This window comes from Acinetobacter sp. AOR01_HL (genome assembly GCF_027855455.1).
GTDB lineage: Bacteria > Pseudomonadota > Gammaproteobacteria > Pseudomonadales > Moraxellaceae > Acinetobacter > Acinetobacter baumannii.
Map to the genome: position 1 here is coordinate 125650 of NZ_JAKTIM010000032.1, position 21484 is coordinate 147133.

The 21484-nt window shown below is 37.9% G+C and carries 22 protein-coding genes and 1 pseudogene; 8 read left to right on the forward strand and 15 right to left on the reverse strand.

Annotated features, from left to right (window positions below):
- Positions 1-30: 30 nt before the first annotated feature.
- Together MKL62_RS09600 and MKL62_RS09605 are read right to left on the reverse strand one after the other, a co-directional pair.
- Positions 31-1329 (reverse strand): dicarboxylate/amino acid:cation symporter, encoded by a 1299-nt coding sequence (locus MKL62_RS09600; protein ID WP_000347180.1) that lies wholly within the window; start codon positions 1327-1329, stop codon positions 31-33.
- 428 nt (positions 1330-1757) lie between these two features.
- A complete protein-coding gene (locus MKL62_RS09605; protein WP_005128333.1) occupies positions 1758-2324 on the reverse strand; it encodes a TetR/AcrR family transcriptional regulator in 567 nt (188 codons plus the stop codon).
- 138 nt (positions 2325-2462) lie between these two features.
- On the opposite strand from MKL62_RS09605, the gene MKL62_RS09610 reads away from it, so the two are divergent.
- A complete protein-coding gene (locus MKL62_RS09610; protein ID WP_005128332.1) occupies positions 2463-3665 on the forward strand; it encodes an MFS transporter in 1203 nt (400 codons plus the stop codon).
- Positions 3666-3722: 57 nt separating this feature from the next.
- Here the strand turns inward: MKL62_RS09610 and MKL62_RS09615 are convergent, their stop codons facing one another.
- Entirely contained in the window at positions 3723-4175 is a 453-nt protein-coding gene (locus tag MKL62_RS09615; RefSeq protein ID WP_005128331.1) for a GNAT family N-acetyltransferase, read from the reverse strand.
- A gap of 27 nt (positions 4176-4202) precedes the next feature.
- On the reverse strand, positions 4203-5570 hold the full coding sequence (locus tag MKL62_RS09620; protein WP_000957805.1) for a PQQ-dependent sugar dehydrogenase: 1368 nt from the start codon (positions 5568-5570) through the stop codon (positions 4203-4205).
- A gap of 350 nt (positions 5571-5920) precedes the next feature.
- Between MKL62_RS09620 and yddG the strand changes: the two are divergent.
- Positions 5921-6831: pseudogene (gene yddG / locus MKL62_RS09625) on the forward strand (aromatic amino acid DMT transporter YddG).
- 14 nt (positions 6832-6845) lie between these two features.
- Here yddG and MKL62_RS09630 read toward each other — a convergent pair.
- A complete protein-coding gene (locus tag MKL62_RS09630; RefSeq protein ID WP_000848617.1) occupies positions 6846-7574 on the reverse strand; it encodes an aspartate/glutamate racemase family protein in 729 nt (242 codons plus the stop codon).
- Positions 7575-7711: 137 nt separating this feature from the next.
- Here MKL62_RS09630 and MKL62_RS09635 point away from each other — a divergent pair, with 137 nt between their 5' ends.
- From MKL62_RS09635 to MKL62_RS09650, 4 genes are all read left to right on the forward strand, one after another.
- Positions 7712-8218: a GNAT family N-acetyltransferase gene (locus MKL62_RS09635; RefSeq protein ID WP_000894329.1), complete on the forward strand. Its 507-nt coding sequence runs from the start codon at positions 7712-7714 to the stop codon at positions 8216-8218.
- A 155-nt stretch (positions 8219-8373) separates the two neighbouring features.
- On the forward strand, positions 8374-8946 hold the full coding sequence (locus MKL62_RS09640) for a nuclear transport factor 2 family protein (protein WP_000692365.1): 573 nt from the start codon (positions 8374-8376) through the stop codon (positions 8944-8946).
- Entirely contained in the window at positions 8913-9407 is a 495-nt protein-coding gene (locus MKL62_RS09645) for a chalcone isomerase family protein (protein WP_000350280.1), read from the forward strand. The genes MKL62_RS09640 and MKL62_RS09645 overlap by 34 nt, the downstream gene beginning before the upstream one ends.
- A 17-nt stretch (positions 9408-9424) precedes the next feature.
- Positions 9425-10120, forward strand: a complete 696-nt coding sequence (locus MKL62_RS09650) for a response regulator transcription factor (protein ID WP_000526534.1) — start codon at positions 9425-9427, stop codon at positions 10118-10120.
- Here MKL62_RS09650 and MKL62_RS09655 read toward each other — a convergent pair.
- The 10 genes from MKL62_RS09655 to MKL62_RS09700 all read right to left on the reverse strand — a co-directional run bounded on the left by MKL62_RS09655 (position 10117) and on the right by MKL62_RS09700 (position 20432).
- The gene (locus MKL62_RS09655; protein ID WP_005128326.1) at positions 10117-11445 is read right to left on the reverse strand and encodes a sensor histidine kinase; all 1329 of its coding nucleotides are present in this window, start codon (positions 11443-11445) and stop codon (positions 10117-10119) included. The genes MKL62_RS09650 and MKL62_RS09655 overlap by 4 nt on opposite strands.
- A gap of 32 nt (positions 11446-11477) precedes the next feature.
- Positions 11478-12524: an SAM-dependent methyltransferase gene (locus MKL62_RS09660; RefSeq protein WP_005128325.1), complete on the reverse strand. Its 1047-nt coding sequence runs from the start codon at positions 12522-12524 to the stop codon at positions 11478-11480.
- 8 nt (positions 12525-12532) lie between these two features.
- On the reverse strand, positions 12533-13312 hold the full coding sequence (locus tag MKL62_RS09665) for a DUF1295 domain-containing protein (RefSeq protein WP_005128324.1): 780 nt from the start codon (positions 13310-13312) through the stop codon (positions 12533-12535).
- A 29-nt stretch (positions 13313-13341) separates the two neighbouring features.
- Positions 13342-14541 carry an SAM-dependent methyltransferase gene (locus MKL62_RS09670; protein ID WP_005123685.1) on the reverse strand — a complete coding sequence of 400 codons (1200 nt, stop codon included), beginning with the start codon at positions 14539-14541 and terminating at the stop codon, positions 13342-13344.
- Positions 14538-15329: a DUF1365 domain-containing protein gene (locus MKL62_RS09675; protein ID WP_005128322.1), complete on the reverse strand. Its 792-nt coding sequence runs from the start codon at positions 15327-15329 to the stop codon at positions 14538-14540. Before MKL62_RS09675 ends, MKL62_RS09670 begins: the two co-directional genes overlap by 4 nt.
- A 21-nt stretch (positions 15330-15350) precedes the next feature.
- Positions 15351-16613 (reverse strand): NAD(P)/FAD-dependent oxidoreductase, encoded by a 1263-nt coding sequence (locus MKL62_RS09680; RefSeq protein ID WP_005128320.1) that lies wholly within the window; start codon positions 16611-16613, stop codon positions 15351-15353.
- On the reverse strand, positions 16610-17581 hold the full coding sequence (locus MKL62_RS09685; protein WP_005128317.1) for an acyl-CoA desaturase: 972 nt from the start codon (positions 17579-17581) through the stop codon (positions 16610-16612). Before MKL62_RS09685 ends, MKL62_RS09680 begins: the two co-directional genes overlap by 4 nt.
- Positions 17582-17700: 119 nt before the next feature.
- Complete coding sequence (locus MKL62_RS09690; RefSeq protein ID WP_005128315.1) at positions 17701-18264, reverse strand: lipocalin family protein; 564 nt, start codon at positions 18262-18264, stop codon at positions 17701-17703.
- A gap of 96 nt (positions 18265-18360) precedes the next feature.
- Positions 18361-19764 (reverse strand): heavy metal sensor histidine kinase, encoded by a 1404-nt coding sequence (locus tag MKL62_RS09695; protein WP_005128313.1) that lies wholly within the window; start codon positions 19762-19764, stop codon positions 18361-18363.
- Positions 19761-20432 (reverse strand): heavy metal response regulator transcription factor, encoded by a 672-nt coding sequence (locus MKL62_RS09700; protein ID WP_001221364.1) that lies wholly within the window; start codon positions 20430-20432, stop codon positions 19761-19763. Before MKL62_RS09700 ends, MKL62_RS09695 begins: the two co-directional genes overlap by 4 nt.
- A 125-nt stretch (positions 20433-20557) precedes the next feature.
- Here MKL62_RS09700 and MKL62_RS09705 point away from each other — a divergent pair, with 125 nt between their 5' ends.
- Together MKL62_RS09705 and uraH are read left to right on the forward strand one after the other, a co-directional pair.
- Positions 20558-21025 carry a GlcG/HbpS family heme-binding protein gene (locus MKL62_RS09705; RefSeq protein ID WP_085941192.1) on the forward strand — a complete coding sequence of 156 codons (468 nt, stop codon included), beginning with the start codon at positions 20558-20560 and terminating at the stop codon, positions 21023-21025.
- 10 nt (positions 21026-21035) lie between these two features.
- Positions 21036-21437, forward strand: a complete 402-nt coding sequence (gene uraH, locus MKL62_RS09710; protein WP_000167347.1) for a hydroxyisourate hydrolase — start codon at positions 21036-21038, stop codon at positions 21435-21437.
- The last annotated feature ends 47 nt before the right edge of the window (positions 21438-21484 follow it).

Genomic DNA, 21484 nt, shown 5'->3' on the forward strand with positions numbered 1-21484 from the left:
TGCTACAGGTTTTTATTTCGAATTAAAAAATTAATTCGTTTTCGATTTGCGTAAAGCTTTATCTAGAACGTCCTTGTCCAGAGCTTTGTCCCAACGGGCAACCACAATGGTTGCACATGCATTACCAATTAAATTGGTTAATGCACGACACTCCGACATAAAACGGTCAATACCTAAAATAAGCGCCATACCTGCCACTGGTACAGCAGGTACTACCGATAAAGTAGCTGCGAGTGTAATAAAGCCTGCGCCCGTTACCCCTGCCGCACCTTTAGAACTCACCATTGCCACTAAAAGCAATGCAACCTGCTCACCAATTGATAAATCAACATTACATGCTTGTGCAATAAATAAAGCCGCCATAGTCATATAGATGTTAGTTCCATCAAGGTTAAATGAGTAACCTGTCGGAATGACTAGACCTACTACAGATTTTTCACAACCTGCTTTTTGCATTTTATCCATTAAAGATGGTAAAGCAGCTTCAGAAGAGCTTGTACCTAAAACTAACCAGAGTTCGTCTTTGATGTAACGAATTAAATCAATAATTGAAAAGCCATTGTAGCGTGCTACAGCCCCTAAAATGATTAATACGAACAGCACTGCCGTGATATAGAAAGTCATAATCAATAGTAATAAATTACCGATTGATTCGATTCCATACGCACCGATAGTAAATGCCATAGCACCAAAAGCTCCAATTGGTGCAAGTTTCATTAACATGCCAACCAAATAGAAAACCGGAGCCGTGAGGTTATTTAAAAAATCAGTAATTGGACGTGCACGGTCACCCAAGGCAGCTAAAGAAATACCAAATAGGACTGCTACAAATAGAACCTGCAAAATTTCACCACCAGCAAGCGGACTCACTAATGTTTGCGGGATAATATTCATGAAAAAGTCAGTGATATTTGTAGCATGAGCCTTTTCAACGTAACTATTTACTTTATCGTTGACTAAGGTTGCCGGGTCAATATTTAGGCCTTTACCAGGTTGAATGATATTAGCCACAATCATACCAACCACAAGCGCAAGGCTAGAGAAAGTAAGGAAATATAGCATTGCCTTACCTGTCACTCGCCCAACTCGACTCATGTTTGTCATGCTGGCAATACCAGTAACCACTGTCAAAAAGATTACGGGAGCAATAATCATTTTGACGATTTTGATGAATGCATCACCAAGCGGTTTTAAGCTCTCGCCAAGTTCTGGGTAAAAATGACCAATTAAAATGCCCAAAATAATTGCAAAGATGACCTGTACATACAAAATTTGATGAAACTTTTGTTTTTTCTGTACCGTTTCTTGGTCAAGGGTATTGAAATCCATTATCTAAATACCTTTTCGATGGGGATAAAAAAATAAAATATAAAGCGTGCACCACAAGCTGCTTTAAATGAAGTGGAGCCATTGTAAAGAATAAAAAACACCCTGTGTCATAAATTTAAAAAATGTAAAATTTAAAAACCATGCATATTTTTGTATAGAAAATATTTATCTCAATAAGTTTCATAAAACTCAAAGTCTTTAAAAATTTACATAAATGCATGTTTATAAAATAATTTAATTAATTACATCATGCATTATCTATGTTTATTTTTGATTTTTAAATGAGCAGAACAAGTATTTCAAAAATAAATGATTAACTCATCCTCATATCAATCTTAAATTATGAGAATTTATTTTTTAAATAATAAGAAAGATTGATATATATTTATTTAATAAAAACAACGGACTAGTCTTTTTATAGATTTTATCTACTTATTTTTTATAAAAAGACGGTTTAAAAGGTCATATACATACTCAAGACTAAGATCATGATTGGTAAATAAAATTCGAAATAACATAGGTGCAATTACTGCCTCGATGATTTCCTGATTAGGTATAGTAAGCTCATTACGTAATTTTGCCCTGTTTTGAATAATATCGAGTTGCTGGATAATTAAAGTCTCACATTTACGGGCATTAGAATCCGAGTTTGATATATAGAGTACATCTCGCAATAAGTCTTGCCCAACCTCTGAAGCATATTCTTCAAAATATTGCTCAACCCATGCTGTAATATCTTGTTGGAACGAACCTAAATCTTTGGGTTCCATGTCAGGTTTGAGTTCATTTAAAGCTACATCTGAAAATAATTGATTGATGTCACCCCATCGACGGTAAATGGTTGAAGGCGTAACCCCTGCCTGCGCTGCAATCATAGGAATAGTAATTTGGCTCTGCTCAAAATCTTTTTGTAGTTCTTTTACAGCTTGATGTACCGCAGTTTGTATTCTTTCGCTGCGTCCACCAGGGCGTAATCCAGTAACAACTTTTGCCATTTATAAACTCTGTAAAGGGATCAAAAAAATTTATAAATATTTATAACTATATACAAAATACACTAAAGCTAAGGATTTGCTTTAGTGGAAAAATAATGTATAAAAGCTAAATATTTGCTTTTATGTTATTCATCTTATATGAACAATTCAAGTTCAAAACGGTCAAGAGCTGTTTTTCAATTAGATGCGGCAAGTGCTTTGACACTTAATACCATCACGCTCATGACATTCATGGCTGCATCTAGTGCGCCGACACCACTCTACCGTCTATACCAACAGCTTTGGCAATTTTCACCGGTTACATTGACTTTGATTTTTGCCACCTATGCTTTTACGCTGCTTGGCTCATTACTCATTATTGGTTCTTTGTCTGACTATATTGGACGCCGCCCAGTCATTATTGCAGCTATTTCTCTGCAAATTATTTCAATGAGCTTTTTCTTATTTGCTTCAGATGTTTCGATGTTATTCATTGCACGAGGCTTACAAGGAGTCGCAACAGGGCTTGCTGTTTCAGCTATAGGCGCAGCAATTTTAGATTTTAGTAAGCTTCATGGCTCACTGATTAATAGTATTGCACCAATGATAGGTATGGCTGTTGGGATTTTTCTGACTTGTTCTATTTTGCAATTCTCTGCCCACCCCTTACAGCTTGTTTTTGAGTTCTTATGCTTTCTTCTTATTTGTGAACTCATTTTAAGTTTTCTTACTCCAGAAACCACACAAAGAAGATCCGGTGCACTTGCTTCATTAAAACCCAATATGGCTATTCCCCCACAGACAAAAAGCGCTTTATTGAGTATTAGCCCGATTAACATTGCACTTTGGATGGTCAGTGGTTTCTTTCTATCGCTTATGCCATCTTTACTGGCAAAAATTTTCCACACGTCATCGGCATGGCTAAACGGGATTATGTTTATGGCGCTCGCCCTTTCCGGTGCGGTAGGTATATTAACGCTTAGGAAGTCGACAAATTTCCGTATTTTATTAACCGGTACGCTCTCGATTGCTATTGGTGCCATTGTCTTATTCATCGCCATTAACCTAACCAATGCAGTAGTTCTATTTTTAGGTTCTATTATTACTGGCGTTGGTTTTGGTACAGCATTTATGGGGGCCATTCGTAGTGTAATGCCATTGGCACTTCCCGAAGAACGTGCGGGTCTTATGGCTGCTTTTTTTGTTGAAAGCTATTTGGCTTTTAGTATTCCTGCAATTTTAGCTGGCTATTTTGTAGGTAAAATTGGGCTGATGAGTACGGCAAATAGTTATATTGGTTTTATTATCTTATTGTCACTGGTCGCCCTTCTAATGATTATTAAAAATTTTAAAAATAAATAAGCCATAAAAATAGCCTCACTAGAGGCTATTTTTTTAATAGATGCTCTTTAAGTTCTATTAAAAAGTATCTGCTACATACATACGTACCATCTCGCCTTCCTCATCCTTTACCGACGTTAAAAACCGCCAACCACATTTTTCATAAAACTCGGTATGGTCTGTTATTAAATAAAGTGTTTGGATGCCCTGATTACTCAAGTCTTCACGTACAAAATCTAAAATGTGTTTTGCAATGTTTTGGTTTCGATAGTTCTCTTCTACAAATAAAGCACATAAGTTTGGTGTTAAATCTTTACGCTCATGGAAGTCATTATCAATGACTCCTGCTCCAGCAATTAAATGCTTATCTTTATTTAAAACAATATACCACTGTGGAATAGCATGCTTTTGATCAATGGAAATCTGAATACTCTCAAGATAGGCTTCCACAGGGATTTGCCATTTTTCAGAAAACCACTGTGCAGCCATTTCTTTGTATTGAGGGTAATCAGATAACCGTAATATTTGCATAAAATAAACCTATTTTTTCCAACCTTTTTAAGGTTGAGTCACTGAACTACGAATGGATTGCTGGGTTGGACTCTCATAAGTTGTTTCAGCAACTGGTGAAACACGCCATATTGTATTACCAACATCATCTGCGACTAATACTGCACCCGAAAAATCAATTGCTACCCCGACAGGACGCCCATACGCTTTCCCTTTTTCACTTAAAAATCCTGTCAAAATATCTTGCGGTGGACCAGAGGGCTGACCACTTCTAAATGGCACAAAAATGACTTTATATCCACTATGTGGTTTACGGTTCCAAGAACCGTGCTGTCCAATAAATGCTCCGCCTCTAAATTGTGGCATGAGTTCGGCTGTATAAAATGCAAGACCTAACGAAGCAGTGTGGTTACCTAGAGCATAGTCTGGTTTAATTGCACGAGCCACCATGTCAGGATTTTGTGGTTTGACTCGTACATCTACATGTTGACCATAGTAACTATAAGGCCAGCCATAAAAAGCGCCATCTTGTACCGATGTCATATAGTCGGGCACTAAATCACTACCAATTTCATCGCGCTCATTTACAACTGTCCAAAGTTTGCCACTTTGAGGCTGCCAAGCCATACCATTTGGATTACGCAGTCCTGTTGCAAATGGACGTGACTGACCACTTGCAATATCAAACTCCATAATTTGTGCACGGCCTTTTTCTTGATCTAGACCATTTTCGGCCACATTACTATTGGAGCCAACGGTAATGTAGAGCTTTGTACCTTCACGATTGGCAATAACATTTTTGGTCCAATGATGGTTTAGAGGCCCACCCGGTAAGTCCAATACTTTAGTACCGGTTGAAGTAATATGGGTTTCACCTTCTTGGTAAGGAAAACGCATGAGTGAATCCGTATTGGCAACGTATAAATGATTACCTACCAGTGCCATACCAAACGGTGAGTTTAGGTTTTTAAGGAATACTGTTTTTTGGTCAGCTATACCATCGCCATTCGTATCACGGAGTAAACTAATTCGGTTTGCACTTGGATGAGATGACCCTGCCCGTCTCATTACGAAGGTCATAATCTTGCCTTTAATCCCTTTGCTGTCTTCAGGTTTAGGCGGAGCATCCGTTTCAGCCACCAGCACATCACCATTTGGTAACACATAAAGCCAACGTGGGTGCTCAAGTCCTTTAGCAAATGCTTTTACTTTTAAACCTTCTGCCGGAGTCGGCATAACACCACTTGGCCAACCTTGTGCCGGTGCTATATTTACGGTTGGAAATAAGCTTGTTTTCGGTTCAGGCAACTTTGGTTCCGGACCATAACTCTCGTTAATCGGATATTGAGAGGAAGAAGCACAGCCTGTAACTAAAACGGTAGTGCCCAAAATCGGCAGTAAAAAACGTGTAAGCATCTTTTATCTCCATTTATTATTTTTTCGCAATAAACACAGGGTAATGCTTTAGAAGAGAGACTTATAGTTGATTTATTTAACTGTACTGAGCATTACAGTCTATATTTTTAAAATTTTAATACATAACTGGGTGTTTTCTAGAGGTTTAGCTTACCCTAATGCTTAGCTATAAATTAATACCTGACATTTAGTTTAATTACCCAAAGTATTTATGTTGGCTGATAATACTTATTAAGTAATTTGGTTTATTGTGCCTATTTTTTAATTAAAAATTCCATTACCCTGACTTACCTTAATTATTTTTAACTTTCACTGTAGCTCAGGTGTTCAATTAAGTTCATTTATTTCTTATGTCAAAAAATTTAGCAACTTTGATTGGTTTAAGTGCCATCCTAATGTGGGCCTCTATGGTGGGTTTTGTAAAACATATTACGACCGCAATCGGTCCAGATGTTGGCATTACGCTGATCTATTCCTTAAGTGCTTTACTCCTGCTCATTATTTTTAGGGTGCCAAATTTTAAATTAATTTCTAAAAATACTTAATTTTAGGGGCAATTTTATTTATTGCTTATGAGCTTTGCTTTTCGTTTGCACTTGCCTATTCAAAGACGGCGCAACAAGCGATTGAAGTAAGTATTGTGAACTACCTTTGGCCAAGCCTGACTGTTTTAGCTTTTGTTATTTTTAGAGAGTTAAAATTTAATGTGTTTATTATTTTAGGATTACTCATTTCAATTTCCGGTATCATTTTTATTCAGACCGGGAACGGAGATTTTAGTTTAGGTCGTGTTGTCGATAATTTTCATAGTAATCCTTTAAGTTATGTTTTGGCCTTTATAGGTGCCATTATTTGGGCTTTTTACTGTGTGTTGACCAAGAAAATGGGTAAAGGACAAAACCCTATTTCTATTTTCTTTCTTGGTGTTGCCATAACCTTATGGCTAAAATTGCTTTTTAGCGGCCAAGTGAGTTTGCCTTCACTCGATTTAAATACAATTTTATCTTTAATCGTTGCTTCTGCTGCAATTGGCCTCGGTTATGCAGCATGGAATATTGGCATTATTCATGGCAACATTACCATGCTGGTGGTTGCTTCTTATTTTACCCCAATCATTTCATCTTTACTTGCCATGCTGGTTTTACAGACAGAGTTATCAATCAGTTTTTGGCAAGGTACAGCCATGGTCACGGCGGGTTCACTTATCTGCTGGCTTTCAACAAATTGGGCTGTGATACGTTCCTATTTCAGAATAAATTAAAAGCTGATGAGTATTTATACCGAACTAGCAGCAATAGAACGGGCTGCCGTTTTTTGCTCTAATGCAAAATTTACAGCTTCTTTCGCATGAATGGTGGTGGTATCAAATAGAGGCACAGAAAATTTGATATCACCAATCAACATACAAATTTCGGTACACCCCAAAATAATCCCCTCGGCACCCTGCTCAATCAACTCTTCAACAATGGTCATATACTTGTTTTGCGAATCGGGGTTGATCACACCTAAACAAAGCTCGTCATAGATAATGCTATGTACTATTTTCCGATTTGCATCATTTGGAATAATCACCTCAATTCCATGATCTTGTAATCTGGCTTTATAGAAGTCTTGCTCCATGGTGAAAGCGGTTCCCAACAGTGCAACTTTTCGGATATTTTGACTTAAAATTTCTTTTGCTGTGGCATCAGCAATATGTATAAATGGAACCGTAATGGCATCTTCAATTTGAGGTGCTACCTTATGCATGGTATTAGTACAGACTAAAATACAGTCTGCCCCTGCTTTTTCTAAATTTTGTGCTTGCTCAGCTAAGTAGGCTCCAGCTTCTTGCCACAAACCTTTCGATTGTAATACTGCTATTTCTTCAAAATCGACACTATTTAGAATGATTTTGGCTGAATGTAGTTTCCCTAACTTGTTCTGAACCATTCTATTAATTTGTTGATAGTAAAGTGCTGTAGACTCCCAGCTCATGCCGCCTAATAAGCCGATTGTTTTCATTATTGAATCCTTCTATTTATGCAAAACTTATCTATATCTCTTATGGGTAAAGCGCAGCTAGAATAAAATTGCTTTCTTTATTGAATTATTATTCATCTTATAAGCTATAATTTTTTAAACTATTTAATAAGAACTCTATGTTAGAAACAGAACGTTTAATTTTACGGCCATTCCTTGAAGAAAACTTACCTATTATGTTGGAGATGTTTCAAGACAAAGATTTTATGGCTTTTTCACCTCATGGTGCCTTATCAACTGAGGCAGCAACTGATCGTTTTTTAGAAATTTTGGAGCACTATAAAAATCATAATTTTGGCAAGATGGCTATCGTTTTAAAAGATACCCATAAAATTATTGGTTATTGTGGTTTTGAAACTTGTGAGGTTGATAGCAAGACAGAAGCTGAACTAGGTTTTAGACTTATTAAAACTGAGCGAAATAAAGGTTATATTGTTGAAGCTTCACTTAAGTTACTAGAAGACATGCAAAGTCGAAACTTTAAGCATGTGATCGCTTTTTCAGAAAAAGATAATTTACCTGCCCACAACCTATTAAATAAACTTGGTTTTGAAAAAACAAATTCATCTAGTTACATGAATATGGATGTTATCTTTTTCAAAAAAGACCTGTCATTTCTTCGATAAAAATAACGTATTACCTTAAAAAAACTTTAAGTGAATGAAGATCTATTGGTTTCAAGAAAACCACTATTAAACCCAAATCATAAAACATAAGAATTCACGCAAAATTCACGACCAGCTCTTTAATTTAATCTTATAAAGTTGGCTCGGATATAGACATGAAAATTATAACTACAGCCCTAGGGCTGATTACCTTGGCAGGTTTAACGGCGTGTAAAAGTGTGCCTAGCTACTCAGGTGACTATGGCAAAGCTGAACAAAAAATTACTGGTATAGAATTAGATGACCAACAGGCGCTAGATGTGGGCAATCGTTTTGTCGCTGCATTTAATACGCTCGGTACTCCTTCTTTTGTTAATAATGCTAGCAATCTTTACGCTGATCAGCTCTATATCAACGATACACTCTCGCAGTTCTCTCAAAAGAAAGATCTGATTAAGCATTTTGAAGGCATGAATGCCCGAGTGAATAATGTCACGGTAAAACTCATTAGTGCAACTCATCACCAAGATACAGCCTACATTCATTGGTACATGACCTATGACTTTAAAATGCTAGGTCGTTCAAAAACGATGGCTTCTTATGGAATTAGTCAAATTAAGATTAATGACCAACAAAAAATTATTTTCCAGCAAGATTATTGGGATCCAGCGAATGGCCTCTACCGTTCTTTACCCATATTTGGAGGAGTATATAAATGGATATTGCCGTTCAAAAAAGTCGAATCTTGATATTTCTAGGAATCTTAATCGTATCTCAAGCCAATGCGGCTGAATTGAAAAAATGCAGTTCAGCACCTTTAATGGTTACGAGTAAAAAGGTGGGAAATGTCAGTTACTTTGCTGAAGATTGCCAAAAAAATTGGCAAAGCCAAAGCATCAAAATGGACTTTAGCTATAACCGCGATATTCCCGAATGGGCATTTAAACGCGCAGCCACGCACTTTTTGAAGAAAAATGTTAGCGGCTTTGATGCTAAATCTCCGCTTAATCATATTAATGAACTATATAGGCCAATTAAGAGTGGAGATCTTTATAGTCTCTATTATCAACATGAAAATCAAAAACTAGAACTGAAATTAAACCAGAAGCTACTCGGTTCTTTGAACAATCCGAATGCAAATCAATATTTTAAAATCTGGTTTGGTAGTGAACCGTTTAATGCTAAATTAAAACAACAATTATTAAATTAATGGCTTAATAAAATCTCATGGGTAATCACTTTATCCTCATGGTTGAGGACCATTTTGAACTTGCAGCAACGGTCTGCGAATTTCTTGAAGTGCATGGTTATGTTGTCGATCATGCACGTAATTTAGAGGCTGCACGGACTTTTCTCAAATCTCAGCATTATCATCTTTTGTTGCTAGATATAAATTTGCCCGATGGCTCGGGTTATGACCTATGCAACTGGCTACGCACCGAACAAGGCGTTGATATTCCTGTTCTTATGCTCACAGCAAGAGATACTTTAGATGACAAACTTAAAGGTTTTACCGCTGGAACAGATGATTATTTGGTAAAACCTTTTGATTTTAATGAACTAGTGATGCGGATTCGTGCATTAATAAAAAGAGCAGCTGGCGAAGTCACTCACCATAAAATTCAAATTCACGACTTAATTCTTGATAGCGCAACTCAAACCGTGGTTCGTGCTGGAAATAATATCGAGTTACCCCCTATTCAATTCAAACTATTAAAAATTTTGATGCGCCAGTCTCCAAAAGTGGTGACCAAGCAAGAACTGATGATGGAATTATGGGGCGACGAAGAGCCTGAAAGTGATGCGTTACGCAGTCATATCTATAACTTAAGAAAAATGGTTGATAAACCTTTTGACCCAAAGCTATTACATACAGTGGCAGGTGTTGGTTTAAAAATTGCTTTGGAAGATTCCGCGACTTAACTTAAATAGACCACAACAATTAAGCCTGTGGTTGGCTCCAAATCGAGTTCAGGATGAGTGGTTAAATAATATTGTCGATCAAACAGCTCCACTCTCCATCCTAGTTGTTTGCAAAGCTTTTGTACCAATTGCAAACCAATGCCATGACCTTTAGCCTTTAAGGAAAGTTGCGAATCGCTGAGCTCTTGCACTTTCACATCGTTAGGTAAAGAAATTCCAATTCCATTATCAGCAATAATCAGGCTGTTTTTTTGTTGAATAATGTCGATTTGTGAGCTTTGAGAATAGTTCAGCGCATTACGTAAAATATTACCTAAAACCATTTGAGTCATAGAAGGATATAACCAACGCGGCTGTTCAGAAACATCAGGTTGAATATTAATCTGTATCCCTTTACCCGCGCTCACCGCTTCTAAACTTTCAACAAGATCTTTTACCGTTTTGGATAATAAATTTTTCTCAGATGGCAAGCTTTTTACCGTATTCCGAGCAATCGCCAGTAAGGTATCGACGAGCAACTGCATATCTTCAATTGTGTTATGAAGACGGACTAAAGATTTATCGTCTCCGAATTTCGCCTGACACAGTTGTACATTACCTTTCAAAATGGTGAGTGGAGTGCGTAACTCATGGCTCACATCTCCAGTAAATTCTCTTTCACGTCGAATAAAATCACTTAAAACCTGATGATATTTTTCTAAAGCTTGTTTGAGATATTCGGCTTCCATATTGCCATTGGTATTAATATCTCTAAAAGGAGATGCCTGAGTGTCTTGATGTGCCCAATCAATATTTTCTAAAGCATTTGCTAAACGCGTAATTGGGGAAAAATAGCGTCTTGCTCTTCGGTTTGACCACCACAAAAAACTATATAGAACAGATAAGCTGAACATGAGTGGAGCAAGACCAAATAACCAGATCAGCTTATTAACATTGCTTTCGCCAAATACCAATAGAACATGTTGACCATTACGCTCACCATAGACCGTCATTCGTTCTTTACCATCAACGAATACTCGGTGCACGCCACTTTCTAAATGCATGCCCCGAAAAGGTTGAGGCGCGACCTGTGTATTCCACCGATATCCATATAAATTTTTAGTATCTGGTAAATCAGCATTTGGGTTACGTTCTATACGTAACCAGTAATGCTCCATTTCCTGTTCTAAAGCGGTTTTAAGTAAAGAACCCTTAATCACCCAAGCACTACAAGCCAACCCGACCACGATCGATAATGCAATCAGACCAATTTGCAACCAGTAATATCGATTGAACATTTGGGCTAATGGATGACTCGTTTTGCCATCATGTCGAGTTCTAATCATATCTTTATCGTCGGGATAGGCTATAGAAATTACTATGATCGCTTTTTAAATAAAAAGTGACCAATGACCCATTCTTGTCCTTGCTCAAAACCGAATAGCTCAGCACAAGCCATGAAGAAAATACGCCAGCGTTGCCACCAAATATTGGCATCTTTTCCATAGATTTTTTTAAACAGTGGTTTCAGTTCGACTTCTTGGTTATCCATATTCTCAAGCCAAGCATTTGCCGTTCTCATATAGTGCTCACCCGACCATTGCCACTGTTGGGTCAACTCTAAATGCTCTTGAAAATGCAAAAAAGTCGAAGTCGAAGGCATTAAACCACCAGTAAAGAAATACTTGGACATCCAATCATAATCTGATTTCACTTCAAAAGGATAATGTAAAAAGCGATGGCAAAAAATATGACACCAAAGTAAGCCGTCTGCCTTTAACCAGCCCTGAATTTTTTCAAAAAGAAGTTGGTAATTACGAACATGTTCAAACATTTCGACCGATACAACACGATCAAACTTGTCTTGGTCCAAGTCGAGTACATTCACATCACAGGTAAGCACTTCAACATTGGTTAAACCTCTCAATTCTGCTTGCCGAAGAATATGCTTTTTCTGCGTTGCAGAATTTGAAACAGCAGTAATCTGTGAGCGTGGATAGTTTTCTGCCATCCACAAAGTTAAAGAACCCCAGCCACAGCCTAACTCTAAAATCTGTTGACCGTTTTTAAGTTGTGCTCTTTCACAATAAATCTGAAGAGCCAACTCTTCTGCCTGATCTAAAGTTGTCGTTTTAGTCGGGAAATAGCACGCACTATATTTGAGTCTTTTTCCAAGCACCGCCTGAAAAAACTCGGTCGGCAATTCATAGTGCTGCTCATTTGCCTTATCCGTTTCAACCGCGATTTCGCTCTTCTTCAGCATATTAAGCACATCCATGTAGCGCTGCGCCCCTTGTTCAGGGTCATAACGGCCTTCTTGGATTAAGCGCTTTTTACTTAAAGCACGAATTGCAGCTCGAATTGCATGATCTGGAATCACACCACTTTCAACAATTTTCAAAGACTGATGAACAATAAAATCCATATGCGCACCTATTTTTTGGGTTTTCGCGGAATAAACATTGACGTTTTTTGTTGATAATCAAGATAATTTTGACCGCGACTTTTAATTGCTTGTTTTTCACTAAATGGAATACCCGTGACGTAATATAAAAATAGCCACATCAGTAACGGATAAATCCACAATACATATTGGCCTGCTGCTAAACCAATAATTGGGTAGGCAAACCAATGTAACCATTCAAAAAAATAATTGGGGTGACGTGAATAACGCCATAAACCCTGATCCATCGTTTTGCCATGATGATCTGGATTTAATTTAAATCGGTATAACTGCTGATCAGCGAGCTGCTCTCCAATGAAAGCAATTGCCATGATGACAGCTGCAATTACTAAAGCAACTTTATATCCTCTACTCCATTCAGTTGCCTCTACATTGAGGAGCATCCACATCGGCAAAAAGAACAAAAGCACTAAAAGTGTTTGAAAGATAAAAAAGAATAAAAAGCCAATATGCTGAAACTTACCCATCGCTTTACGCATGCTCGCGTAACGGCCATCTTCTTTTTGTTCAGATTGATAACGTCTTAAAAGGTGCCAAAATAATCTTAAAAACCATAAGCCGCTAAAAATACCGATAAAAAGACGCACTTCAACTGGGGCAACTGAAATGAGTAAAGAAGACACAATAATGTTTACTGCCAGACAGAAACTCCATGCAGCATCTACTATTCCAGCTCGGCCATTTAGAGTGGCAAGTAGCCAGCTCAGCAACATGATCATTAAATCTAGAATCAGTAAATTCCAAAACATGAGCAGTCTCCTTACTTGAGCTGTTTGAGCTAGTAACTGGTACTTTCAAACAACAAGTGAACATTGCTTATCACGCCTTCTTTAAAACCGCCTTCGCAATAACATAAATAGAAATCCCACATCCGAATGAAGTTTTCATCGAAACCTAGAGCCAATACTTGTTCCCGCGCTGCTAAAAAACGCGCTCGCCAGTGATGAAGTGTTTGTGCATAACTTAAACCAATATCATTTAAATGCTTCAACCTTAAACCACTCTCAGAGGCGGTTTGAGTCAATACACTTATGCTAGGGATAAAGCTACCAGGAAAAATATAGCGCTTAATATAATCAACTGTATTTAGTGCTTTTTTATATCGGAAATCTTCAATGGTAATGGCTTGAATAAATGCCAAACCTTTCGGTTTTAAGAGTGCTTTACATTGATCAAAGTATGTCGATAAATATTGCGCACCAACCGCCTCAACCATTTCAATTGAAACCAGCTTATCGAACTTACCTTCGAGCAAACGGTAGTCTTTAAGTTGCACATCAATTCGATGTGCCAAGCCAGCTTCATTTACACGAGTAACGGCTTCATCATATTGAGCTTGTGAAATGGTAATGGTGGTTACTCTACAGCCATAATGTTGAGCTGCATAAATTGCAAAACCACCCCACCCACTTCCAATTTCAACCAAATGATCTAGTGGTTTTAAATCTAACTTTTTACAAATGATCTCTTTTTTTAAATCAGATGCTTCTTCGAGAGTCATGTTTTCATTTTCAAAAACAGCGCTCGAATACATTAAAGATGGATCTAAAAATAATTTAAAAAAGTCGTTGCTTAAGTCGTAGTGCTCGGCAATATTTTTACGGCTACCACTTATAGAGTTCTTTCGATTTTGATACCACGCTTTAAGAAAAAACTGGCTCGCTTGAGCAATAACATTCTGGTTGATTTGGTCCAATACAGCTCGATTACGTGCCAAGATCTGAATCAACTCGACAAGGTGCTCGCTGCTCCAGTCACCACGGATGTAGCCTTCTGCTGCTCCCAAAACACCATTTTTTAAAATCAGATCCATCAATAAAGGATTGTGAACTTCAATCACAGCATGTAAGTCTGAAACTTCACCGACCGTCCCATTCCATGCGCCCTGAAAAGTGATCTGTCCATGACGTAGTTTGAGAAGACTCTTGAGCAATAACGGTAGTGAGTCATCTTCACCATATAGAAATGTTTTTATCATGTCTTATCTACCTTGATCTTTTTAGGATGACGATAAAATGGAACTTTTTTTCGCCACAACTTAAATGCCTCTAAATATATTGAAAACAACATTTTAAAAGGTGCTAAGCTGTTCATAAGAGCATATCGATATTGCTGTGAAGGAAATGTGATGGGCACAAGCTCAAAGCGCATAGTGGCATCAAAGACTTGTTTTTGCTCTTCAAAAAGCTGCATGTGAATGACATTCTGCTGATCTGAAAAACTAAATCGCCAACGGTAAGTCAACTGCATGGGCATGAACGGCGAAACATGAAATGATTTTTCAAAGTTAAAATCAAAACTCTGATAATCACCCACCTGACTTTGTTGTTTTATACAGTCATGTGTATAGACTTTTCGTTCATTCCACGGGGTGTTGGTAATTTCACTAAGAATAAATAACGGTTTTCCGGCTTTATTTAAAACAAAATAAAATACGACCGAATTAAACCGAAAACCTAAACAACGAGGCAAAGCCAAGACTCGAATTTGCCAGTCTGGCCGAAGATGTAAGTGATTATTTTGCAGTATCGCTTTCTCTACTCTATCCCTTATAGAACCGTGATACATGTTTAAAAAATCATTTTTAGATAGCTTTAATACATTCCAATGATCCGTCGACCAGAGTGAACAATCTTTTGTGATATCAACTAATTGATCTGGATCGAACCATAAATAATTTAAGGTCGATCTAAACTCATGTGGTTTAGGGCTATAACGCCGATGACGAATAAGCGCAGGAGCGATAGCAAGTTTATTTAATAACATTTGAAAGCTCCTTATTTATTCTTATAACACTAAGAGTTGCTCAACAACACGTGCTGCACTACGGGCACCATCTTCATGAAAGCCCCAGCCCCAATATGCTCCACAAAATGAAGTACGATTTTGCCCATTAATTTCGTGCCAACGAGATTGAGCTTGAATCGCTTTTGCATCAAATACGGGATGTCGGTATTGCCGCTCAACCAAAATGTCTTCGGCTTTGATTTTCATATTCGGATTTAAAGTGCAAAAAACCTGAGTAGCGCAAGGTAAATTCTGCAAATTGTTCATCCAGTAGGTAAAACCATAATGTATGTCGGACTCATCGTTTTGAACTTGAGAAGTTGGTGTTACATGTACATGCCAGCTTGCCCACTGCAAACGGCTTTTAGGCATAATTGAAAGATCACGATGGACGACCATTCGATTATCTTGATAACCAAATTGGCTTAATATTTGTCGTTCAAGTTCTGACGCATCTTTAATTAAACTTAGGCTATCGTCAGCATGGCTTGCAAAAATTACCCAATCATATTGCGCCTGCCCTTCAACGGTTTCGATTAAAACTGTTTCTAGTGAACGACTCACAGCTTTTACTTCTGCAAATTTCCACTCAATGGATTGGCAATTCTTTTGAATAGCACGAATATAGCTTGCTGAACCGTGTTTAACCGTTTGCCATTGCGGCCGCTCTTTTAACTGCAACATGCGGTGATGCTGAAAAAAGCTCACCACAAATCGATATGGAATTTGGCCTACCTGCTCAACGGGTGCCGACCATAAGGCACCGCACATCGGATAAAGATGCTCATAACGAAACTCATGACTATATTTGTGAAGGTCCAAATACTCTTCAATCGATAAATTAGGATCGATATCCGCCACCTCTATATCTTTATTATCATCATAAAAACGCAGCAAATCTGAGAGCATTTGCAGAAATTTTCGGTTTAAAAAGTTCTGCGGACGGGCAAATAGCGACCATTTTTTTGAAGGATTATATTGAAGTCCACTCACCAGATTATTCACCGAAAAACTCATATCGCTGCTTTGAGTTTCTACGCCTAATTTTTTAAGCATGTCGGTAAATAACGGATAGTTATAGTCATTAAACACAATAAAACCACTATCTACCGCGACTTTAGTGCCTTCTATCTCTAGCTCGTGAGTGTCAGTATGACCGCCAAAATAGTTATTTTTTTCATACACAGTGACTTGATGTTGTTCTGACAATCTCCAAGCCGCGTAAAGTCCAGATATACCTGAACCAATAATGGCAATTTTCATAACACTTCACCGTTTTCAATTTTTTCTATCGATAAATTTTTAATCTTTTTGTATTGATAAACCTTGTCTGGTACTGGCTTTAGCCCCCACACCAAACCAAATATAGACATCAGTTTGAGCACATAAAAAGTGATATCAATCTGCCACCAATAAAAACCTTGTCGCACACTGCCTGCGTAAAAGTGATGGTTGTTGTGCCATCCTTCACCCAAGGTAATTAAAGAAAGTAGAAAATTATTACGGCTATCATCTGGGGTGTTAAACTCACGTGAGCCATAACGATGAGCCAGTGAATTAATACACAAGGTTGCATGTGTTAATAGAACAGTGGAAATCACAAATCCCCACACTAAAAGTTGTGAGCCATTGGTACCCAACTCAGGGAAATGTTGTGCAAGCCACGAACCTAAACCATAAATTGCTAAGGCCGTCAAAATCACAATAGGCAAACTAAATCGGTCTAGCCAAATCAGCTCTGGATATTTCAACCAGTCTTTAATGACTTTTTTTCGAGTAGCAAAATTTTGCTCATTTAAAAACCAGCCTACATGCGAATACCAAAAGCCTGCTTTTGCTGAATGCGGGTCCTGATCGGTGTCGGTAAAGTGATGGTGATAACGGTGATGTGCTGCCCACCATAAAGGTCCGCGCTGCGCACTCATGGTTCCGATCAGTATAAAAATGAATTGAACAATACGTGATGTCTGAAAAGTTTTATGCGAAAGATAGCGGTGGAAAAAAGCAGTAATTGCAAACATGCGAAGAAAATAAAATCCCAGCATGAAGATCACAGCAAACCAAGATACGCCCACCCAAAATGCAGCTAAGCAAGCGATATGTAATAAAATAAAAGGAATAATTCTTAACCATTGAATTTTCTTTTCAATGACATATTCGCTAGAAGCACCCACTTGCGCATTTTCTGAATCTGACCAGCTATCGATCCAGCGCAGAAAAAATTTAGACATTGATTCTTCCTGATCTAAAGCATTTCTTTTGGTTCTAATTTAGAAAATGCGCAATGAATTTTATGTGAAGTTCACTCGGTTACGAGATCAATATAAGCATCTACGCAACCAGCATTTCACTATTTTGACTGTGTTGTTTTAACGAGTTTAGAAACGTCGTAGCCATAGCTTTTTGCGGTTTGCAGATAAGACTGATATGTCGCCTCATCGAGTTGAGGGTTACGAGAAAGAATCCATAAATATTTATGGCTTGGGCCACCCACTAAAGCGACCTGATAATTTGGGTCAACTCTTAAAACCCAGTAATCGCCTTTTGTAAAAGGAATCCATCTAAGACCAGAAGGTAAAAAGCTCACCTTCAATTTACTGTTGCCTTCATTTTGCGGATAAGCAACTCCTTCAGATGAGATCATTTCGCCTTTTTTTGTCGTACAGCTATTTAAAACACCAACGGTTTTGTCCGCGTTAATAGAATAGTTTGCAGTTGTATTGGCTACACAATTACGCTGAAAAAACATCGGTAAATGCGCAATTTCATACCACTTACCTGCGTATTTATTAATATCGATAGAATCAACAGCGACAGGTTTAGTATTGGTGTCTGCAAAGGTGCTCAAAGGAAGCATTAAGCTCACCGCTGCAAGGCTACTGCTAATGACAAGTGATTTAAATAATAATTTCATGATTGCCCTCTTCTGTTTATTTCATACGTTTAAACATACGTCAGAGGGCTGTGAACAAAGTGTGAATTTTAAAAATTAAGCAACATTAATAAGGATTTAATTGTATTTCTTTGCAGCATCGGCAACTGGAAAATCAAGCTCAAAGCACACACCCTCAACCGTGTTATAAACTCGATAAAGGCCATGGTGTAGATCCATAATTGAAGCAACAATCGATAAGCCTAATCCACCTGTTTGATTCTCATCACTTCGACTTGAGTGGCATTGGTAAAATCTTTCAAAAAGATGCTCAAGTTGATGTTCAGCAATTGAAATACCACCCGTGACCACAGTCAGACTCACCCATTGCTTATGCTCAATCATCTTATGTTTTGTTGCGATATAAATAGTTCGCTTGTCACCACCGTGAACCAACGCATTTAAAATCAGGTTATAAACGGCTCTTTGAAAAAGCTCAGGATCTGCAAATAACGTTTGAGCTTCTAAGTTAAAACTAAAATGACAGTCTTGTTCCTCGGCCTGATATTCAAAAATCTGGCATAACCTATCCATAACATCTTGGAGGTTTATTTCTTGTTTATTTACAAGCACCATTTTCTGATCGGCTCTTGCCAAGAAAAGCATGCTATCAATCATGCGTTTTAATCTGTGATAATCATCTAAATGAGAAACCAGTAAATCTTCATATTGTTCAACCGAACGTTCACCAGTTAAAGCAATCTCGGTTTGCCCAATCAGATTATTTAAAGGTGTGCGGAACTCATGTGCGATATCTTCAGAAAAACGGTTGAGCTGCGTATAGCCCTTTTCAATACGCTCAAGCATGTGGTTTATATCTTTTGAAAGCAGATCAACTTCTAAAGGTGAATTTGGGAGGTTTAACCGTTTTTGTAGCTGATTTACGTTAATAGAATGAGTTTGCTTGCGAAGCTGTTGTAGCGACTTTAAACCTAAATGACACACTAAAATGCAAAGCACAAAGATCGCAAACACGCCCCCGACCACATAGATCAAGAGACTTTCTTGAAAAGGTAAAAGAATATTAATGCGTTCCGACCATTGTTTACCTGCAATGAGCAGATAAGGTTCGTTATTAATTTTTATGGTTTTCCACGCAATTCTCGTTGGATATGAGTTGTTAGCTAAATCTTGAAATTGAAGACTGTCGCGCTGTGCAAGCGGAGGTAGTTGAATGTGAAGCGGATTGATATTAATTAAAGTTTTGTCTTTATGGATGAGCAGAAACAAGTTGTCTTGATTGCCAAGCATGTTTTGATACAGCTTAGGCCGCGCAATGATTTGCTCTACATTTTCGCTATCTTGCAGCAAAATTTCCAAACGGTTAATTCTGTCTGCTAAAGCTTTATCTTGCTGCTTTAACAAAATCTGGTTAATACCCAAATAGGTCATAAAGCCGACTGAACATAAAATTAAGGCAGAACAAAGCGTGACCAGTAATGTAATACGGACTTCAAGAGAACGCACAAATTTAAAGTTCATAAACTAACCGAAATTTTATAGCCCAAGCCACGTATGGTATGAATAAGTTTTAATTCATATCCCTCATCAATTTTGCTTCGTAAACGGCGTACTGCGACGTCAATAAAGTTGGTATCGGTGTCAAAGTTAATATTCCAAACTTCGGAACCAATTTGTCTGCGCGTCACAATTTGCTCTTTGTTGAGCAACAAATAACGCAACAAATTAAATTCGGTTTTACTCAGCTCAATTAAGTTGCCACTACGCCATACTTTATGACCAACCATATCCATTTTTAGATCACTAATAGACAACTCATTTTCTTGCAGATATTGCTGTCGTCTTAACAGACTTTTAATGCGTGCCAACAGTTCAATATAGGAAAAGGGTTTAGCCAAGTAATCATCTGCTCCCAACTCCAAACCTTTCACTCTATCCATCACCTGATCTTTCGCCGTTAAAAAAATCACCGGAATTTTTGAAAACTGGCGTAGGACTTGTAATACGCTCCAGCCGTCTATGTCTGGCAGCATGACATCAAGAATAAGCAAGTCATATTGATCTCTCTTTAGCATTTCCAAACCTTGCAGCCCTAAGTGAACACACTCCGCTTGATATCCAGACTCTTTTAATCCTTTGACCAAATAAGTGGCGATCTTGATCTCGTCTTCAATAATAAGGATACGCATTTTGTAGAGACTCATTTGAAAGATGACAACTTTGTAATGTGATTGTCATGCTTGAAATTAAGCAATTTGTTTAAGATTTTCAAAGCGACATAGAGGCAATCATCATGAAAAAATTGAACTGGCTGATGTTAGCAGCCATGCTATTCGGTAGTAGTACTTTTGCACAGCCCCCTGCTTTGAATCAAGTTTATTCGTTAGATCTTCAAACTGCCCACCTGCTAGCCGACAGTGCAAAAGAGGCATGCAAAAAATTAAATCAAAACATTGCGGTTGTTGTTGTAGATCGCGGTGGTAATCCATTAACTGCCGAACGGCATGAGTTGGTGGGCCCGCATAACTTAATGGCTGCCGAGAAAAAAGCCTATACCGCGTTATCTACCAAAACATCGACCTTAGTTTTAAGCCAAAATAGTAACCAAAACCCCGATGCAAAAAATTTAACTACCGTAGCAAATTTACTTTTGTTAGGCGGTGGCGTACCTGTCCGTTTTGAGAACCAAGTGATCGGAGCCATTGGGGTTGCAGGTGCTGGCGGCGCACAAAATGACAATCAATGCGCAAGCAAAGCCATTGAAACCGTTTTTCGTTCATAAGGAGTTCATCATGACTAAATCATTTATTGCTTTATCTTCATTATTTATAGCTTCAGCTACATTTGCACAAACTAATCCACTAAGTGTTCATGTGTTAAACCTAGAGACGGGTTTGCCCTCTTCTCAGGTTGAAGTGGTTTTAGAAAAAAATACCAATAACCAGTGGGTTAAACTCAACCAGCAAGTGACCGATTCAAATGGTCGTATTACTGCGCTCTATCCAGAAAATAAAAAACTAGAGCAAGGAGTTTATAAAGTTACCTTTAAAACTGAAGACTGGTTTAAGAAGAACAAACAACAAACTTTTTTTGCCGAGGTTCCAGTAATTTTTAAAGTCGATGGAAGCGTAAATCACTACCATATTCCGTTACTACTTAGCCCTTACGGTTATTCAACCTATAGAGGCAACTAAAATAAAAACCCCCTTTATCTGTTGTACAAATAAAGGGGTTGATTAAA

Excerpts from the sequence above, each read along its gene's own strand:
- MKL62_RS09600 (WP_000347180.1), bottom strand. The coding sequence starts at position 1,329 with ATGGATTTCAATACCCTTGACCAAGAAACGGTACAGAAAAAACAAAAG.
- MKL62_RS09605 (WP_005128333.1), bottom strand. The coding sequence starts at position 2,324 with ATGGCAAAAGTTGTTACTGGATTACGCCCTGGTGGACGCAGCGAAAGA.
- MKL62_RS09610 (WP_005128332.1), top strand. The coding sequence starts at position 2,463 with ATGAACAATTCAAGTTCAAAACGGTCAAGAGCTGTTTTTCAATTAGAT.
- MKL62_RS09615 (WP_005128331.1), bottom strand. The coding sequence starts at position 4,175 with ATGCAAATATTACGGTTATCTGATTACCCTCAATACAAAGAAATGGCT.
- MKL62_RS09620 (WP_000957805.1), bottom strand. The coding sequence starts at position 5,570 with ATGCTTACACGTTTTTTACTGCCGATTTTGGGCACTACCGTTTTAGTT.
- MKL62_RS09630 (WP_000848617.1), bottom strand. The coding sequence starts at position 7,574 with ATGAAAACAATCGGCTTATTAGGCGGCATGAGCTGGGAGTCTACAGCA.
- MKL62_RS09635 (WP_000894329.1), top strand. The coding sequence starts at position 7,712 with ATGTTAGAAACAGAACGTTTAATTTTACGGCCATTCCTTGAAGAAAAC.
- MKL62_RS09640 (WP_000692365.1), top strand. The coding sequence starts at position 8,374 with ATGAAAATTATAACTACAGCCCTAGGGCTGATTACCTTGGCAGGTTTA.
- MKL62_RS09645 (WP_000350280.1), top strand. The coding sequence starts at position 8,913 with ATGGATATTGCCGTTCAAAAAAGTCGAATCTTGATATTTCTAGGAATC.
- MKL62_RS09650 (WP_000526534.1), top strand. The coding sequence starts at position 9,425 with ATGGGTAATCACTTTATCCTCATGGTTGAGGACCATTTTGAACTTGCA.
- MKL62_RS09655 (WP_005128326.1), bottom strand. The coding sequence starts at position 11,445 with ATGATTAGAACTCGACATGATGGCAAAACGAGTCATCCATTAGCCCAA.
- MKL62_RS09660 (WP_005128325.1), bottom strand. The coding sequence starts at position 12,524 with ATGGATTTTATTGTTCATCAGTCTTTGAAAATTGTTGAAAGTGGTGTG.
- MKL62_RS09665 (WP_005128324.1), bottom strand. The coding sequence starts at position 13,312 with ATGTTTTGGAATTTACTGATTCTAGATTTAATGATCATGTTGCTGAGC.
- MKL62_RS09670 (WP_005123685.1), bottom strand. The coding sequence starts at position 14,541 with ATGATAAAAACATTTCTATATGGTGAAGATGACTCACTACCGTTATTG.
- MKL62_RS09675 (WP_005128322.1), bottom strand. The coding sequence starts at position 15,329 with ATGTTATTAAATAAACTTGCTATCGCTCCTGCGCTTATTCGTCATCGG.
- MKL62_RS09680 (WP_005128320.1), bottom strand. The coding sequence starts at position 16,613 with ATGAAAATTGCCATTATTGGTTCAGGTATATCTGGACTTTACGCGGCT.
- MKL62_RS09685 (WP_005128317.1), bottom strand. The coding sequence starts at position 17,581 with ATGTCTAAATTTTTTCTGCGCTGGATCGATAGCTGGTCAGATTCAGAA.
- MKL62_RS09690 (WP_005128315.1), bottom strand. The coding sequence starts at position 18,264 with ATGAAATTATTATTTAAATCACTTGTCATTAGCAGTAGCCTTGCAGCG.
- MKL62_RS09695 (WP_005128313.1), bottom strand. The coding sequence starts at position 19,764 with ATGAACTTTAAATTTGTGCGTTCTCTTGAAGTCCGTATTACATTACTG.
- MKL62_RS09700 (WP_001221364.1), bottom strand. The coding sequence starts at position 20,432 with ATGCGTATCCTTATTATTGAAGACGAGATCAAGATCGCCACTTATTTG.
- MKL62_RS09705 (WP_085941192.1), top strand. The coding sequence starts at position 20,558 with ATGTTAGCAGCCATGCTATTCGGTAGTAGTACTTTTGCACAGCCCCCT.
- uraH (WP_000167347.1), top strand. The coding sequence starts at position 21,036 with ATGACTAAATCATTTATTGCTTTATCTTCATTATTTATAGCTTCAGCT.